At 72.2% G+C, this 17,281-nt stretch carries 11 protein-coding genes; 5 read left to right on the top strand and 6 right to left on the bottom strand.

The annotated features are described in order from the left end of the window. Positions 1 to 150: 150 nt before the first annotated feature. From ahcY to metK, 5 genes are read right to left on the bottom strand one after another with little or no spacing between them, the layout of a single operon-like run. Complete coding sequence (gene ahcY / locus DBP14_RS06320) at positions 151 to 1,581, bottom strand: adenosylhomocysteinase (RefSeq protein ID WP_129306052.1); 1,431 nt, start codon at positions 1,579 to 1,581, stop codon at positions 151 to 153. Further along, the gene (metF, locus tag DBP14_RS06325) at positions 1,562 to 2,497 is read right to left on the bottom strand and encodes a methylenetetrahydrofolate reductase [NAD(P)H] (RefSeq protein ID WP_129306053.1); all 936 of its coding nucleotides are present in this window, start codon (positions 2,495 to 2,497) and stop codon (positions 1,562 to 1,564) included. Before metF ends, ahcY begins: the two co-directional genes overlap by 20 nt. Then, positions 2,494 to 6,012 (bottom strand): methionine synthase, encoded by a 3,519-nt coding sequence (gene metH / locus DBP14_RS06330; protein WP_241740825.1) that lies wholly within the window; start codon positions 6,010 to 6,012, stop codon positions 2,494 to 2,496. Before metH ends, metF begins: the two co-directional genes overlap by 4 nt. Next, positions 6,009 to 6,992: a carbohydrate kinase family protein gene (locus tag DBP14_RS06335; RefSeq protein ID WP_241740826.1), complete on the bottom strand. Its 984-nt coding sequence runs from the start codon at positions 6,990 to 6,992 to the stop codon at positions 6,009 to 6,011. The genes metH and DBP14_RS06335 overlap by 4 nt, the downstream gene beginning before the upstream one ends. Positions 6,993 to 7,005: 13 nt before the next feature. Further along, positions 7,006 to 8,214: a methionine adenosyltransferase gene (gene metK / locus DBP14_RS06340; RefSeq protein WP_129306054.1), complete on the bottom strand. Its 1,209-nt coding sequence runs from the start codon at positions 8,212 to 8,214 to the stop codon at positions 7,006 to 7,008. A 187-nt stretch (positions 8,215 to 8,401) separates the two neighbouring features. Here metK and DBP14_RS06345 point away from each other — a divergent pair, with 187 nt between their 5' ends. After that, positions 8,402 to 8,971, top strand: coding sequence for a hypothetical protein (locus DBP14_RS06345; protein ID WP_129306055.1), 570 nt, complete (start codon positions 8,402 to 8,404; stop codon positions 8,969 to 8,971). A gap of 1,003 nt (positions 8,972 to 9,974) precedes the next feature. On the opposite strand, the gene DBP14_RS06355 is transcribed toward DBP14_RS06345, so the two are convergent. After that, entirely contained in the window at positions 9,975 to 11,546 is a 1,572-nt protein-coding gene (locus DBP14_RS06355; RefSeq protein WP_129311715.1) for an acyl-CoA carboxylase subunit beta, read from the bottom strand. 271 nt (positions 11,547 to 11,817) lie between these two features. Here DBP14_RS06355 and DBP14_RS06360 point away from each other — a divergent pair, with 271 nt between their 5' ends. The 4 genes from DBP14_RS06360 (at position 11,818) to DBP14_RS06375 (ending at position 17,199) form a co-directional block, all read left to right on the top strand. Then, the gene (locus DBP14_RS06360; protein ID WP_241740827.1) at positions 11,818 to 12,780 is read left to right on the top strand and encodes an ACP S-malonyltransferase; all 963 of its coding nucleotides are present in this window, start codon (positions 11,818 to 11,820) and stop codon (positions 12,778 to 12,780) included. A 1-nt stretch (position 12,781) separates the two neighbouring features. Further along, positions 12,782 to 14,338, top strand: a complete 1,557-nt coding sequence (locus DBP14_RS06365) for an AMP-binding protein (RefSeq protein WP_129306057.1) — start codon at positions 12,782 to 12,784, stop codon at positions 14,336 to 14,338. Positions 14,339 to 14,416: 78 nt separating this feature from the next. Next, positions 14,417 to 15,922 (top strand): AMP-binding protein, encoded by a 1,506-nt coding sequence (locus DBP14_RS06370; RefSeq protein ID WP_206739215.1) that lies wholly within the window; start codon positions 14,417 to 14,419, stop codon positions 15,920 to 15,922. A gap of 59 nt (positions 15,923 to 15,981) precedes the next feature. After that, a complete protein-coding gene (locus DBP14_RS06375; protein WP_129311717.1) occupies positions 15,982 to 17,199 on the top strand; it encodes a type III PLP-dependent enzyme in 1,218 nt (405 codons plus the stop codon). Positions 17,200 to 17,281: the final 82 nt, after the last annotated feature.

Consider the following 17,281-nt stretch of genomic DNA (forward strand, 5'->3'; position numbering starts at 1 on the left):
GGGGGCCGCCTCAGTCGATTCCCCGGACGATGTGGGACTCGGCCGGGTCTTCGTCCACCCCGGCCAGGTGCAGCACGGGGAATTGGGCTTCTTCCTGGTGGTCGGGGCTCATGTCTGACTCCTCGCGGTGATGTGAACGGCGTGATGTGATCAGTAGCGGTAGTGGTCCGGTTTGTAGGGGCCGTCGGCGTCGACGCCGATGTAGGACGCCTGCTCAGGGCGGAGCCGGGTCAGCTTGACGCCGAGCGCGTCCAGGTGGAGCCGGGCGACCTTCTCGTCCAGGTGCTTGGGCAGCACGTACACACCGATCGGGTACTCGTCGGGCTTGGTGAACAGCTCGATCTGCGCCAGCGTCTGGTCCGCGAACGAGTTCGACATCACGAACGACGGATGACCGGTCGCGTTGCCCAGGTTCAGCAGACGCCCCTCCGACAGCACGATGAGCACCTTGCCGTCCGGGAACGTCCACGTGTGGACCTGCGGCTTGACCTCGTCCTTCACGATCCCGTCGATCTTCGCCAGGCCGGCCATGTCGATCTCGTTGTCGAAGTGACCGATGTTGCCCACGATCGCCTGGTGCTTCATCCGCGCCATGTCCGACGCCAGGATAATGTCCTTGTTGCCCGTCGTGGTCACGAAGATGTCGGCCGTCTCCACGACCTCGTCCAGCGTCGTCACCTGGTAGCCGTCCATCGCCGCCTGCAGCGCGCAGATCGGATCGATCTCCGTGATGATCACCCGGGCGCCCTGACCCCGCAGCGACTCCGCACAGCCCTTGCCGACATCGCCGTACCCGCACACCACGGCCGTCTTCCCGCCGATCAGGACGTCCGTCGCACGGTTGATGCCGTCCACCAGGGAGTGCCGGCAGCCGTACTTGTTGTCGAACTTCGACTTCGTCACCGAGTCGTTGACATTGATCGCCGGGAACAGCAGGACGCCGTCACGCTGCATCTCGTACAGGCGGTGCACACCCGTCGTCGTCTCCTCCGTCACCCCACGGATCTCGGAGGCGACGGCCGTCCAGTCGAGGGTGCCGCGCTCCAGGAGGGCGCGGATGACGGCGAGTTCGTCGTTGTCGGGGGCGGGCAGCTCGCCCGTCTTGGCGTACTCGACGCCCTGGTGGACGAGGAGGGTGGCGTCACCGCCGTCGTCCAGGATCATGTTCGGGCCGCCGGTGGCGCTGTCGGGCCAGGTCAGCGCCTGCTCCGTGCACCACCAGTACTCCTCCAGGGTTTCGCCCTTCCAGGCGAAGACCGGGATGCCCTGCGGGTTGTCCGGGGTGCCGTTCGGGCCGGCGGCGATCGCGGCGGCCGCGTGGTCCTGCGTGGAGTAGATGTTGCAGGAGGCCCAGCGGACCTCGGCGCCCAGCGCGACCAGGGTCTCGATGAGCACGGCGGTCTGCACGGTCATGTGCAGGGAGCCGGTGATGCGGGCGCCGGCCAGGGGCTGCGCCGCCGCGTACTCCTTCCGGATCGCCATCAGGCCCGGCATCTCGTGTTCGGCGAGGGTGATCTCCTTGCGGCCGAACTCGGCCAGGGTCAGGTCGGCGACCTTGAAGTCATCGGTCGTGGCGGGCATGCGCGGGCCTCTCGGTGAGATTGCGGTGGATGTCGAGGGTCGCTGTGGAGCGATTGAGGGTGATGTAGTGCAGGCCCGGCGCGCCCTCGGCGAGCAGCCGGGCGGCGAGCGCCGTGGCGTGTTCGACGCCGATGCGGTGGGCGGTCTCGCGGTCGTCGCGTGCGGCTTCCAGGCGGGCGGCGAGGCCGGCCGGGAAGCGGGCGTCGCTGAGTTCGGCGAACCGGGCGATCTGGCGTACGTCGGTGGCCGGCATGATCTCCGGGATGATCGGGGTGTCGCAGCCGGCGGCGGCGACGCGGTCGCGCAGCCGCAGGTAGTCCTCGGCGTCGAAGAACATCTGGGTGATGGCGTAGTCGGCGCCGGCCCGGCACTTGGCGACGAAGTGCCGGATGTCGCTCTCCCAGTCCGGGGAGCGCGGGTGGCGTTCGGGGAACGCGGCCACGCCGATGCTGAAGTCCCCCGCCGCGCGGACGAGTTCGACGAGCTGGTCGGCGTGGCGCAGGCCGTCCGGGTGCGCCGTCCAGGGGCCGCGCGGGTCCCCGGGCGGGTCGCCGCGCAGGGCGAGGACGTCACGGATGCCGGCGTCGGCGTACTGGCCGATGATGTGCCGCAGTTCGGCGACGGAGTGGCCGACGGCGGTGAGGTGGGCGACGGGGCGCAGGGTCGTCTCAGCTGCGATGCGCCGGGTGACGGCGACGGTGCGGTCCCGGGAGGTGCCGCCCGCGCCGTACGTCACGGACACGAAGGTCGGCTGGACGGCCTCGATGCGGCGGACGGCGTCCCACAGGGTGCGTTCCCCGGCGGCCGTCTTCGGCGGGAAGAACTCGAAGGAGTACGTCGTCACGCCCGCGGCGAGCAGGTCGCGCAGGGAGGCCGTGGCGGAGGTCGCGGGGGCCGTTCCCGTGGAGGTGGTCATGCGGTCGCCTCCCCGGCCGGGCCGCCGGTCGTCTTGAAGTAGACGGCCTCGGGGTGGTGCAGGATCAGGGCGTCGGTGGACTGCTCCGGGTGGAGCTGGAACTCCTCGGAGAGGGTGACGCCGATCCGTTCGGGGCGCAGCAGTCCGGCGATCTTGGCGCGGTCCTCCAGGTCGGGGCAGGCCGGGTAGCCGAGGGAGTAGCGGCAGCCCTGGTAGTCGGTGCGGAGCATCCCGGCGAGGTCGGCCGGGTCGTGGCCGGCGATGCCGAGTTCGGTGCGGACGCGGGCGTGCCAGAACTCGGCGAGTGCCTCCGTCAACTGCACGGACAGGCCGTGGAGTTCCAGGTAGTCGCGGTAGGCGTCGGCGGCGAACAGCTCGTTCGCGGCGGCCGAGACCCTGTTGCCCATGGTGACCGTGGTGAAGGCGATCACGTCGGTCTCGCCGGACTCCTCCGGGCGGAAGAAGTCGGCGAGGCACAGGTGGCGGTCGCGGTGCTGGCGCGGGAAGGTGAAGCGGGTGCGTTCGGCGCCGTTCTCGTCGAGGACGATCAGGTCGTCGCCCTTGGAGACGCAGCGGAAGTAGCCGTGGACGACGGCCGCTTCGAGGAGGTTCTCGGTGTGCAGCCGGTCCAGCCAGGCGCGCAGCCGGGGCCGGCCCTCGCTCTCCACGAGTTCCTCGTAGCCGGGTCCGTCGCCGCCGCGCGCGGACTTCAGGCCCCACTGGCCCATGAAGGTGGCGCGTTCGTCCAGCCAGGAGGCGTAGTCGGCGAGCGGGATGCCCTTGGTGACGCGGGTGCCCCAGAACGGGGGTTCGGGGACGGGGTTGCCGGTGGCCACGTCGGAGCGGGCCGGCAGCTCCGCCGGCCGTTCGGCGGGGCGTGCGGCGGCCGTCGTACGGACCCTGCGGCGCTTCAACTCGGGCAGTGCGGCTCCCGGTTCGCCGCGTTTGAGGGCGGTGAGGGTGTCCATGAGGCGCAGGCCCTCGAAGGCGTCGCGGGCGTAGCGGACCTCGCCGTCGTACAGCTCGTGCAGGTCCTGTTCGACGTACGCCCGGGTGAGCGCGGCGCCGCCGAGGATGACGGGGTAGGTCTCGGCGAGGCCGCGGGTGTTGAGTTCCTGAAGGTTCTCCTTCATCACCAGGGTGGACTTCACCAGCAGGCCGGACATGCCGATGGCGTCGGCGCCGTGCTGCTGGGCGGCTTCGAGGATCGCGGAGACCGGCTGTTTGATGCCGAGGTTGACGACGTTGTAGCCGTTGTTGGTGAGGATGATGTCGACGAGGTTCTTGCCGATGTCGTGGACGTCGCCCTTGACGGTGGCGAGGACGAGGGTGCCCTTGCCGGAGGCGTCGGCGCGTTCCATGTGGGGTTCGAGGTGGCCGACGGCGGCCTTCATCACCTCGGCGGACTGCAGGACGAACGGCAGCTGCATCTGGCCGGAGCCGAAGAGTTCGCCGACGGTCTTCATGCCGTCGAGGAGGATGTCGTTGACGATCTCCAGGGCGGAGTGCTCGGTCAGGGCCTCGTCGAGGTCGGCGGTCAGGCCCTGGCGTTCGCCGTCGACGATGCGGCGGCGCAGCCGTTCGGGCACGGGCAGTGCGGCGAGCTCGGCGGCGCGGGAGGCCTTCACCGAGCGGGTGTCGACGCCGTCGAAGAGTTCCAGGTAGCGCTGGAGGGGGTCGTAGCCCTCGCGGCGCCGGTCGTGGACCAGGTCGAGCGCGCACTCCAGCTGCTCCTGCGGGATGCGGGAGATGGGCAGGATCTTGGAGGCGTGCACGATGGCCGAGTCCAGTCCGGCGGCGACGCACTCGTGCAGGAACACGGAGTTGAGGACGGTGCGGGCGGCCGGGTTGAGGCCGAAGCTGATGTTGGACAGGCCGAGCGTGGTCTGCACGGCGGGGTGGCGGCGTTTGAGTTCGCGGATGGCCTCGATGGTCTCGACGCCGTCGCGGCGGGTCTCCTCCTGGCCGGTGGCGATGGGGAAGGTGAGGCAGTCGACGAGGATGTCGCCCTCCGACATGCCCCAGTTGCCGGTGAGGTCGGCGATGAGGCGTTCGGCGACGCGCAGTTTCCACTCGGCGGTGCGGGCCTGGCCCTCCTCGTCGATGGTGAGCGCGATGACGGCGGCGCCGTGCTCGGTGACGAGCGGCATGATCCGGGCGAACCGGGAGGTGGGGCCGTCGCCGTCCTCGTAGTTGACGGAGTTGACGACCCCGCGGCCGCCGAGCCGTTCGAGGCCGGCCTGGAGGACGGGGGGCTCGGTGGAGTCGAGGACGACGGGCAGGGTGGAGGCGGTGGCGAGGCGGCCGGCGAGTTCCCTCATGTCGGCGACGCCGTCGCGGCCCACGTAGTCGACGCACAGGTCGAGCAGGTGGGCGCCGTCGCGGATCTGGTCGCGGGCGATCTCGACGCAGGTCTCCCAGTCCTCGCGGACGAGGGCCTCGCGGAACTTCTTGGAGCCGTTGGCGTTGGTGCGCTCGCCGATGGCCAGATAGGAGGTGTCCTGCCGGAACGGCACGGAGGTGTAGAGGGAGGCGGCGGCCGGTTCGGGGCGCGGGTCGCGGCGGGCGGGTTCGAGGTCGCGTACGGCGTCGGCGACCTGCCGCAGATGCTCGGGGGTGGTGCCGCAGCAGCCGCCGACCAGGCTCAGCCCGTGCTCGATGACGAACTGGCGATGTGCGGCGGCCAGTTCGGCGGGGCCGAGCGGGTAGTGGGCGCCGTCGGAGGTGAGGACGGGCAGGCCGGCGTTGGGCATCGCGGACAGGCCGGTGCGGGCGTGCCGGGACAGGTGGCGCAGGTGCTCGTTCATCTCGGCCGGGCCGGTGGCACAGTTGAGGCCGATCAGGTCGATGCCGAGGGGTTCGAGCGCGGTGAGGGCCGCGCCGGTCTCGGTGCCGAGCAGCATGGTGCCGGTGGTCTCGACGGTGATCTGCGCGAACAGGGGCAGGTCGGCGCCGGCTTTGCGCAGGGCGCGGCGGGCGCCGATCAGGGCGGCCTTGGTCTGCAGCAGATCCTGCGTGGTCTCCACGAGCACGGCGTGCACGCCGCCCGCGACGAGGCCCTCGGTCTGCTCCTGGTAGGCGTCGCGCAGATCAGCGTACGGGGCGTGCCCGAGCGTGGGCAGTTTGGTACCCGGGCCGACAGAGCCCAGGACCCAGCGGGGCCGGTCGGCGGTGCTGTGGCCGTCGGCGACCTCGCGGGCGATGCGGGCACCGGCCTCGGCGAGTTCGCGGATGCGGGAGGCGATGCCGTACTCGCCGAGGTTGGCGAGGTTGGCGCCGAAGGTGTTGGTCTCCACGCAGTCGACGCCCGCGGCGAAGTAGGCGTCGTGGACGTCGGCCACGAGGTCGGGGCGGGAGACGTTGAGGATCTCGTTGCAGCCCTCGTGCCCCTGGAAGTCGTCGAGGGTGGGGTCGCGGTCCTGGAGCATGGTGCCCATGGCGCCGTCGGCGACGACGACGCGGGTGGCCAGGGCGTGCCTCAACTGCTGTGCGGTGGCCGCTCGTTGGCTGCTCACAGGGCGGCCTCCAGGAAGGGTGCGAGTGCGGTGGCGGCCTCGTGGCCGTAGCCCTCGGTGAGCCGGGCCGTCACCGTCTCCCGGTCCAGGGTGTACTCCTGGGGGCCGGGGGCTTCGAGGACGAGGGCGGCGAGGACGCAGCCGAGGCGGGCCGCGGCCGGTTCGGGCAGGCCGGCGGCGAGCGCGGCGAGGAATCCGGCGCGGAAGGCGTCGCCGACGCCGGTGGGGTCTACGGCGCGGCGGACGGGGGCGGCCGGGACGGTGACGGCGCCCTGGCCGGCCCGTTCGATGCGGACGCCGTCGGCGCCGAGGGTGGTGACCCAGGAGCCGACCCGGTCGAGGATCTGCCGGGTGGTCCAGCCGGTGCGTTCCCGGACGAGGGCGGCCTCGTAGGCGTTGGTGAACAGGCGGTCGGCGCCGTCGACGAGGCCGCGCACCTGCTCCGGGGTGAGCCGCGCGAGCTGCTGGGAGGGGTCGGCGGCGAACGGGACGCCGAGCGCCCGGCACTCCTCGGTGTGCCGGACCATCGCCTCGGGGTCGTCCGGGGAGATCAGGACGAGGTCCAGGCCGCCGGTGCGGTCGGCGACGGGGGCGAGGCTCAGGGTGCGGGCCTCGGCCATGGCGCCGGCGTAGAAGGTGGCGATCTGGTTCTGCTCCTGGTCGGTGGTGCACACGAAGCGGGCGGTCTGCTCGGTGGCGGAGACGTGCACGGAGTCGGTGTCGACGCCGTGCTCCTTCAGGTGCACCTGGTAGTCGGCGAAGTCCGGTCCGACGGCGCCGACCAGCACCGGGGACAGACCCAACTGGCCGAGGCCGTAGGAGATGTTGGCGGCGGCGCCGCCGCGCCGGACCTCCAGGGAGTCGGCGAGGAAGGACAGAGAGACGTGGGACAGTTCACCGGGCACCAGATGGTCGGTGAAGCGTCCGGGGAACGTCATCAGATGGTCGGTGGCGATGGAACCGGTGACGGCTATCCGCATGGCCCGGCCCCGCTCAACCCGTCGCGGCCTGGCGGAGCTTGTCCGCCCGGTCGGTGGCCTCCCACGTGAAGTCGGCGCCCTCGCGCCCGAAGTGGCCGTACGCGGCGGTCTGCCGGTAGCGGGCCCGCAGCAGGTCCAGGTCGCGGACGATCGCGGCCGGGCGCAGGTCGAAGACGTCGGTGACGGCCTGCTGGATCCGGTCCACGGGCACGGTCTCGGTGCCGAACGTCTCGATGAACAGGCCGACCGGGGCGGCCTTGCCGATGGCGTAGGCGACCTGGGCCTCGCAGCGGCGGGCGAGTCCGGCGGCTACGACGTTCTTGGCGACCCAGCGCATCGCGTACGCGGCACTGCGGTCCACCTTGGAGGGGTCCTTGCCGGAGAAGGCACCCCCGCCGTGCCGGGCCATGCCGCCGTAGGTGTCGACGATGATCTTGCGGCCGGTCAGGCCGGCGTCGCCCATCGGACCGCCGATCTCGAACCGGCCGGTGGGGTTCACCAGCAGCCGGTGCCCGGTGGTGTCCAGGTCGAGGCCGGCCAGCGCGGGCTCGATGACGTGCTCGCGCAGGTCGGGCACGAGCAGCGACTCCAGGCTGATGTCGGGGGCGTGCTGGGAGGAGACGACAACGGTGTCCAGGCGGACCGGGCGGTCGCCGTCGTACTCGATGGTGACCTGCGTCTTGCCGTCCGGGCGCAGATACGGCAGCGGGCCCGTCTTGCGAACCTCGGCGAGGCGGCGGGCCAGCCTGTGCGCGAGGGCGATCGGCAGCGGCATCAGCTCGGGCGTCTCGTCGCAGGCGTAGCCGAACATCAGGCCCTGGTCGCCGGCGCCCTGCCGGTCCAGCTCGTCTGATTCCGCTCCTGAGGCGTCGCCCTCCACCCGGGTCTCGTAGGCGGTGTCGACGCCCTGGGCGATGTCGGGCGACTGGGCGCCGATGGAGACGGAGACGCCGCAGGAGGCGCCGTCGAACCCCTTCGCGGAGGAGTCGTAGCCGATGCCGAGAATCGTCTCGCGGACCAGGGTGGGGATATCTGCGTAGGCGGTGGTGGTGACTTCGCCCGCGATATGCACCTGGCCGGTGGTGATCAGGGTTTCCACCGCGACACGGGCCGCCGGGTCCTGGCCGATCAGGGCGTCGAGAATGGTGTCGCTGATTTGGTCGGCGATTTTGTCGGGATGGCCCTCGGTCACCGACTCCGAGGTGAACAGTCGACGGGACACGTTTCCTCCAGCCGTTCCTGCAGCCGTTCCTCCAGCCGGAACGGGCCTGGGTCCGGTAATTGTTGTCGGAGAAGCGTGCGCCGGAATGCTTGGGGACGGCTAAAGTAGTCCGTTCTGCGACGATGAATTCCGCTTTAGCGCGCTGCAAGGTGGGGCTGGCTGAATGGCGGGTAGAAAGGAGCTTTCCATGACCCGCTACCTCATCAGCTTCCTACCTTGGATCGCCTATGCCGCGATCGCCACGAGCGACGAGTGGCGCAGCGGCGCGGAGTGGGGACTGGGGATCGCCGCGTTCGTGATCTTCCAGGGGCGGCGGTCGGGCAAGCACTTGGACGAGATGGTGATCGAGGTGAGTGCGCTGGTGTTCTTCGCCGGCATCACCTGGCTCTCGTACAAGCAGCCCGACTCCGGCCTCATCCCCTACGGCCCTGCCCTGGTCGACGCGTGGCTCGCGGTCACGGCGTTCGGTTCGCTGCTCATCGGGCGGCCGTTCACGCTGGGGCTGGCGCGCAAGATCGCGCCGGAGCATGTGTGGAAGACGAAGGCGTTCTTCCGCACCAACGCGACGATCACCTCGGTGTGGGGGGTGTCCTTCATCGTCGCCGCGGGTGCGCTGGCGCTGCTGATCAAGGCTGATCCGCATGCCACGACCGCGGCCATCGTGATCAAGGTGGTCACGTTCGTGGTGCCGGTGCTGTTCACGATGCGGTATCCGGCGATCGCCGCGCAGCGAGCTCGCCAGACCGCCATGCAGTGAGATGTGCGCGCGTGCTGACTAGCGCCGTGACCTGGTCGCCCCGGGTCACGGCGCTCGTCGGCGTGCGACGCGCCGTCCCCCAGGGGGCTCCGCCCCCCCTGGACCCCCGGCCTCCGCCCACCCACCACCCGACTCGGTAAGTCGAGAGGTGAACGGCCGGGGGCCGGCTCGGTGAGTGGGGAAGGCGCCGGGGCTGCGGCTGGCTCGGGGGGCGAGAGGGGGTGGGCCGGGGCAGGTCGCGGCGGGAGGCTCGGGGCGGGCGGCTCGGTGGGCGAGCGCTTCGGGGCGGGAGACCGCCGGCGGCTCGGTGGGGCGAGGGGTGGGCCGGCAGATGGCGACTCGGTAAGGCGGTATGCCGGCTGGCGGCAGGCCGGTCGGGGCGGCAGAGGGCGGTCGGCCCGGTGGGACGAGGGGTGGGCCGGCAGATGGCGACCCGGTCAGGCGGTATGCCGGCTGGCGGCAGGCCGGTCGGGGCGGCAGAGGGCGGTCGGCCCGGTGGGACGAGGGGTGGGCCGGCAGATGGCGACCCGGTCAGGCGGTATGCCGGCTGGCGGCAGGCCACTGGTGGCGTGATGTGCCGGGTGGCGGGTGGCTCGGTGGGCGGGATGTCGGGGTCGGCGAGTTCACGGTGGGACGGGGCCGGCTTGGCGGGGTCGGCGAGTTCACGGTGGGTGGGGCCGGCTTCGCGGGGTCGGCGGATGGGGAAGGCGCCGGACTGCGGCTGGCTCCGGAGGGAGGCGTGGGCCGGGGACTGCTTGAGGGTGGGCGTTCGGAAGCGCCGCTGCCTTTGGGGGTAGCGGCGCTTTTGGGGAGGGGGGTCAGGGGGTGGCCCAGGCTCCTGGGAGGCGGTGGGGGGTTGGGGTCCAGGCCGCGGGGGGTGGGGTGGGGGGCTCGGGGGGTTCCGTGCCTCTGAGGATGGCGAGGAGGACGACCGTGACCGCGGCGAGCTGTTCGGGGTCGGGGTTGCCGCGGAGAACCTGGATGGCTGTGCCGTCGGCGGGGCTCATACCGGCTGGTTCCCGTGCTTGCGGGAGGGCATCGCGGCCTGTTTGGCGCGGAGCATGTCCAGGGAGCGGATGAGGACGGAGCGGGTCTCGGCGGGGTCGATGACGTCGTCGAGGAGGCCGCGCTCGGCGGCGTAGTAGGGGTGCATCAGCTCCTCCTGGTACTGCCGGATGCGTTCCGCGCGCGCCTCCTCGGGGTCGTCGGCGGCGGCGATCTCGCGGCGGAAGACGACGTTCGCCGCACCCTCGGCGCCCATCACCGCTATCTCGTTGGTCGGCCAGGCGAACGTCAGGTCGGCGCCGATGGACTGGCTGTCCATGACGATGTACGCGCCGCCGTACGCCTTGCGGAGGATGAGGGAGATGCGGGGCACGGTCGCGTTGCAGTAGGCGTACAGCAGTTTCGCGCCGTGGCGGATGATGCCGCCGTGCTCCTGTTCGCGGCCGGGCAGGAAGCCGGGGACGTCGACGAGCGTGACCAGCGGGATGCTGAACGCGTCGCAGGACTGCACGAACCGCGCCGCCTTCTCGCTGGCGTGGATGTCGAGGACGCCCGCGAACGAGGCCGGCTGGTTGGCGACGATGCCGACGACCTGGCCGTCGAGGCGGGCCAGCGCGCAGATGATGTTGGTGGCCCAGCCCGCGTGCACTTCGAAGATCTCGCCGTCGTCGACGATCTCCTCGATGACGGGCCGCATGTCGTAGGACTGGCCGGGGTCGCCCGGCACCAGGTCGAGCAGGGCCTCGCAGCGCCGCTGCGGGGAGTCCTCGGGCCGTACGGCGGGCGGCAGTTCGCGGTTGTTCTGCGGCAGCATCGACAGCAGGTAGCGCACCTCGGCGAGGCACTCGGCCTCGTCCTCGTAGGCGAAGTGCGCGGCGCCGGACACGGTGGCGTGCACGTCGGCGCCGCCGAGCCCGTCGTGGGTGATCTTCTCGCCGGTGACGGCCTGGACGACGTCGGGGCCGGTGATGTACATCTGCGAGGTGCCGCGCACCATGAAGACGTAGTCGGTGAGGGCGGGGCTGTAGGCGGCGCCGCCCGCGCACGGGCCGAGCATGACGCTGATCTGCGGGATGACCCCGGAGGCGGCCACGTTGCGGCGGAAGATGCCCCCGTACCCGGCGAGCGCGGTGACGCCCTCCTGGATGCGCGCGCCGGCGCCGTCGCTGAGGGCGACCAGCGGCGCGCCCGCCGCCAGCGCCAGGTCCATCACCTTGTGGATCTTCGCGGCGTGCGCCTCGCCGAGGGAGCCGCCGAAGATCCGGAAGTCATGGGCGTAGACGAAGACCGTACGGCCCTCGACCGTGCCCCAGCCGGTGATCACGCCGTCGGTGTACGGCCGCTTGTTCTCCAGTCCGAACCCGGTGGCGCGGTGCCGGCGCAGCGGCTCGATCTCCTGGAAGCTCTCCTTGTCGAAGAGGAGTTCGAGGCGTTCGTGGACGGTCAGCTTGCCCTTGGCCCACTGCGCCTCGGTGGCGCGCGGCCCGGGGCCCTCCCGCACGGTCTGCTTCACCAGGTCCAGCAGCGCCACCCGCGACCGGGGGTCGGGTCGCGGGGGCGGCTGGGTCATGGGGGCGAGTGAGGTGGTGTCCTCGGTCACGGTCATTGGGGCACCCATCCATGTGGCTGACGGATATGCGGACCGTCCATTCAAAGCGCGCTTTCCCGCCAGGGGCCACAGCGGGCACCCCCTATGGTCGGGTCCGCTCCCCCTATTAAGGGTGGTGGGCGGGGTGGGATAGGGGTTGGTGTGCTCCGGTGCGGCATCTAGAACTGTCCGAACGAGGCCAGTTCGCGACAAGACGGGTGCTGCGATGACAACGGCGATGGTATTCCCTGGAATGGGGCCTACCCGCTTCCGGGAACTCGGACGCTTCCTGCTTCTCGATTCCCGTGCCAAGAAGCTGCTTTCGGTCGCGGACGACGTCCTCGGCCATTCTCTTTTCGACGCGTTCCGGCAGAGCGAGGACGCCTACGACCCGGCGGCGCAGGTCGCCTTCATGGTCGCGTGCACGGCGCTCGCCGAGCGCGCCCGCGAGGAGCTGGGCGAGCCGGTGGTGTGCACGGGCGCCAGCTTCGGTGAGAAGCCGGTGGTCGGCTTCAGCGGGGCGCTGGACTTCCCGGACACGGTGCGGATGACGGCCGGACTGGCCCGCTGCACCGCCGAGTACTTCGCGCACGAGCACCGTGACGTGGTGACGCAGTCCTTCGTCCGGGCCCCGGCCGGGCCGCTCGCCGAGCTGTTCGCGGACATGGACGCCCGGGGCGCCTGGCACGAGGTGGCCTGCCGGCTGGACGAGGGCTTGCAGATGGTGTCCGTGCACGAGGACGGACTGGAGCGGTTCCAGAAGGAGTTGCGGGCCATCGGCGCGCTCCCCCTGTACGTGATGCGGCCGCCGATGCACTCCTCGCGGTTCACCGGGCTGCGTGAGCTGGCCGCCCGCGAGGTCCTCGACGCCCTTCCGCTGCGCGACCCCAAACTGCCCGTGCTCGCCGACCAGGACGGCGCCGAGCTGACCACGGCCGCCGGGCTGCGGCAGATGCTGCTGGACCATTTCGTGCGGCCCGTCGACTGGCCCGCGACGCTGGACGCGCTGCACGCGCGCGGTGTCGAGCGCCTGGTGGTCGCCGGCCCGGACGCCCTGTTCGGCCGCGTGGAGTCGGCGACCTCCCGCTTCGAGGTGGTCCCGGTGACCCCGGACCACCGGCCGGGGCCCCGTCCGGCCGCGGCCGGACCGGCGGCGGCCCGCCCCGTGACGGACCAGGCGGCGGCCCGTCCCGCGTCGGCTGCGGCGGGGGTGTGAGATGACCGCCCAGATCTCCGAGACGTCGTACGCCGACCCCCGGCTCGACGGCAGCCTGCACGGCCTGTTCCTGCGCGGTCTCGCCCTCTCCGCCGACCGCGAGTGCTTCCGCGTCGACGGGCACGGCACCACCTACGCCGAGGCCCACCGGGCCGCGCTGGCGCTCGCCGGCGCCGTGGCCGACGCGTGCGGCGGGGCACCCCGCACGGTCGCCGTGCTCGGCAGCAAGAGCGGCGGGGCGTACACCGGCCTGCTGGCCGCCCTTTACCTGGGCGCACGGGCCGTACCGCTGCACCCGGACTTTCCCGCCGCCCGCAACCGGGCCGTCCTGGAGGCCTCCCGGACGGACGCCGTCATCGCGGACGAGCGGGGCGTGGCGGCCTACGAGGCGATCGGCCGGCCGGACCTCCCGCTCGTCGCGGCCGAACAGCCGCTTTCCGGCGAGCCGTTGAAGGAGCCGCGCGCGGTCCGCCCGGAGGACACCGCCTACATCCTGTTCACGTCCGGCTCGACCGGACGCCCCAAGGGCGTGCCCACGACCCACCGCGCCGCCGACAGCTACTTCCGTACGCTGCGCGGCCGTTACGACTTCGGGCTCGGCGACGCCTTCACGCAGACCTTCGACCTGACCTTCGACTGCGCGATGTTCGACCTGTTCTGCGCGTGGGGCGCGGGCGCCCGGGTGGTGCCGCTGCCGATGCGGGCGTACCGGGCGCTGCCGGAGTTCCTCGCCGAGGAGCGGATCACGGTGTGGTTCTCCACGCCGGCGGCCATCGCGCTCGCCCGGCGTTCCGGGGCGCTCGCGCCGGGCGCGCTGGACGGCCTGCGCTGGTCGCTGTTCGCCGGCGAGCCGCTCCACCGGCACGACGCCGAGGACTGGCGGGCGGCGGCCCCGCACAGCACCGTGGAGAACCTGTACGGGCCCACCGAGCTGACCGTCACCGTCACCGCGCACCGCCTCTCCCAGGCCACGCCCGACGAGCGGTACCTGGGCGGTGTCGTCCCGATCGGCCCGGTGCACGCCTCCCTGGACCACGTGCTGCTCGCCCCCGACGGCTCCACGGACGGCGACGAGGGCGAACTGTGCATCACGGGGCCGCAGATGTTCGACGGCTACCTCGACCCGGCCGAGAACGAGGGCCGCTTCCTCGACCACGACGGGCGCCGCTGGTACCGCACGGGTGACCGGGTGCGCCGCTGGCCGGACGGCGAGATCGGCTATCTGGGCCGGGCCGACGACCAGGTGCAGGTGCAGGGCTGGCGGGTGGAGCTGTCCGAGGTCGGGCACGCCGTGCGCGCCCTGGACGGGGTGGAGGACGCCGTCGCGGTCGCCGTGCCGCGCGCCGGCAGCCACGAACTGGTCGCCTTCTACACCGGCCGCCCCACCGAGAGCCCCCTGCTGGCCCGCGAGCTGATCGCGGAGCTGCCCAGGGCGATGGTGCCGCGGCTGCTGGTCCACCTGGCCGAGTTCCCGATGAACGCCAACCGCAAGATCGACCGCTCCGCCCTCCGGTCCCGCGCGCTGACTCTCCTGGACAGCGGCCGGGCCCGGAGCTGACCGGACGCCGAGAAGCCCGGGGACGCACAACGGCCCCCGGGCGACGCCGAGTAGCCACGGACGACAAGGAGAGCCCCCGTGGACGTGAACACCAAGGACGCCCGCCTGCTGCACCACCTCCTCGACGCGCAGGCCGCCGCCCGGCCGCAGGACGTCGCGGTGCGTGACGCCCGGGACTCCTGGACGTGGCAGCAGCTGGGCGCGCAGACGCGGGCCGCCGCCGACTGGCTGCGCCGGGCCGGGGTGGTGCCGGGCGACCGGATCGTCGTACGCCTGCCGAACGTGCGCGAGACGACGGCGCTGCTGTACGCGGCGTCCCGGGTCGGGGCCGCGCTGGTGCCGATCAGCGCCGAGATGAAGGAGTTCCACCTGCGCGCGGTCATCGCCGACTGCGCGCCGAGGCTCGTGGTCGTCACGGACGGCGCCGGCGAGTGGGTGTCCGGCCTCACCGACGTGCCGGTGCACGAAGTGGGCGCCCTGTGGGCCGAGCTGGCGGCCGACGGGGAGGACGGCGAGGCCGGGCAGGCGTCCGACACGCCGGCCGTGCTGATCTACACCTCCGGCTCGACGTCGACGCCGAAGGGCATCATCTGCCCGCACGCGCAGATGCTGTTCGCGGCGCACTCCATCAACGAGGTCCTCGGCTACCGCGCCGACGACACCGTGTTCGTCCGGGTGCCGCTGTCCTTCGACTACGGCCTGTTCCAGGTGCTGCTGTGCGCGGTGGCGGGCGCGACGCTGGTCCTCGCCGACTCCGAGGCGGACTCCAAGCTGCACATCCTGATCCGGGAGAGCGGCGCGACCGTCCTGCCGCTGGTGCCCTCGCTCGGCGGCCCGCTGATCCGGCTCGCCCAGCGCGACCCGCGCCCGACCCGGCTGCGCATGTTCACCAGCACCGGCGCGGCGCTGGAGCAGCGGATCATCGACGGGCTGTGGAAGTGCTTCCCCGACGCCAAGGTCGTGCGGATGTACGGCATTTCGGAGTGCAAGCGGATCACGATCATGCCGCCGGACCAGGACCACGAGCGGCCCGGCTCCTCCGGTCTGCCGATCCCGGGCACCAAGGTGGCGATCCTGGACCCGGACGGCAACGAGGTCCCGGCCGGGGAGAGCGGCGAGATCACGGTGACCGGCCCGCACGTCATGGCCGGCTACTGGAACCTGCCGGAGATCACCGCGCGCACCTACCGGCCCGACGCGGAGACCGGCGGCACCCGCCTGTTCACCGGTGACTACGGGCGCGTCGACGAGGACGGCTACCTGTACTTCGAGGGACGCCGCGACGACATGTTCAAGCGCAAGGGGATGCGGGTGTCCACGATCGAGATCGAGGGCGCCGCGATGGACATCCCGGGCGTGCGCAACGCGGCCGCGCTGAAGCCGACCGCCGACCGCGACCTGATGATCTTCGTCGAGTCCGACGAGCTGGCCCCGCAGGCGGTGCTGCGCGAGCTGGCGACCCGGCTGGAGGCCGTGAAGGTACCCGCGCTGTGCAAGGTGCTGACCGCGTTCCCGCTGACCTCCAACGGCAAGAACGCCAAGCAGCAGCTGCAGGCGATGCTCGACGCGGAGACCGCCAAGTGACGGCGCCGGAGCGGGATCGGGCGGAGCCGGACGCGCGGGAGGCGGAGCTTGACCGGGAGTTGGACCGTGAGCTGGTGGCCCGGTACGGCTCACCGCTGTACGTGTACGACCTGGACCGGGTGGCACGCGCCCGCGCCGGTCTGCGCGCGTCGCTGCCCGAGGGGTTCACGCTCTACTACTCGCTGAAGGCCAACCCGCACCCCGGTCTGGTGCGGGCGCTGCGGGAGGGGCCGGGCGGCTGCCGCGCCGAGGTGTGCTCCACCGGGGAGCTGGCCTCGGCGCTGGAGGCCGGACACCCGGCCGGGTCGGTCCTCTACTCCGGGCCGGGCAAGACGGCCGGGGAGCTGGCCGTGGCGCTCGCCGAGGGGGTGCGGACGTTCTCCGTGGAGTCGGCGGGCGACCTGCGCCGGCTCGGCGAGGTCGCCGTACGGCACGGGGCGGTGGCGAAGGTGCTGCTGCGCGTGAACAGCGCGGTCGCCGCCGCGACCACCAGCATCCGTATGACGGGCACCCCCTCCCAGTTCGGCATCGACTCCGAGAGTCTCCCCGCCCTGCTGCCCGCCCTGCTCGACGTGCCCGGCACCGAGGTGGTGGGCGCGCACTTCTTCCCGCTGTCCAACTCCAAGGACGAGGAGAGCCTGATCGCCGAGTTCACGGCGACGATCGAGCAGGCGGCCCGGCTGGAGGGCGAACTCGGGCTGCCGCTGGCGGTGCTGGACATCGGCGGCGGGTTCGCGGCGCCGTACTCGGTGCCGGGCGAGCGGCCCGTGTACCCGAATCTGCGGGCCGCCCTGGAGAAGGCCCTGGACACCCGGCTGCCCCGCTGGCGCGAGGGCGGCCTGGAGATCGCCTGCGAGTCGGGCCGGCACCTGGTCGGTGACAGCGGGCGGCTGCTGACGTCCGTGACCAACGTCAAGGAGAGCCGGGGCCGTACGTTCGCGATCCTCGACGCGGGCATCAACACGCTCGGCGGCATGGCCGGTCTCGGCCGGCTGCTGCCGCTGTCGGTGGACCCGGCCTGCCACCGCACGGGCGAGCCGGTGCCGGTGAGCCTGGCCGGCCCGCTGTGCACACCCGGCGACCTGCTGTCCCGCTCGGTGCGGATGCCGCCGCCCGAGCCGGGCGACGTGCTCGCCGTGCCGAACGTCGGCGCCTACGGCCCCACCGCGAGCCTGCTGCTGTTCCTGGGCCGGCCGGCCCCGGCGGAAGTGCTGCTCCGCGACGGCGAGGTGGTCTCGGCCTCCCGCCTCGCCGTGTCCCGCGCCCCCGTCGCCTAGCGCGGCCGGCCGCACAGCACGGCCCGTCGCACAGCACAGCGGTCGCCCAGCACAACAGTCGCATCGCATCACACGCCCACCC

The sequence above is a fragment of the Streptomyces sp. L2 genome, from assembly GCF_004124325.1.
Taxonomy (GTDB): Bacteria; Actinomycetota; Actinomycetes; order Streptomycetales; family Streptomycetaceae; genus Streptomyces.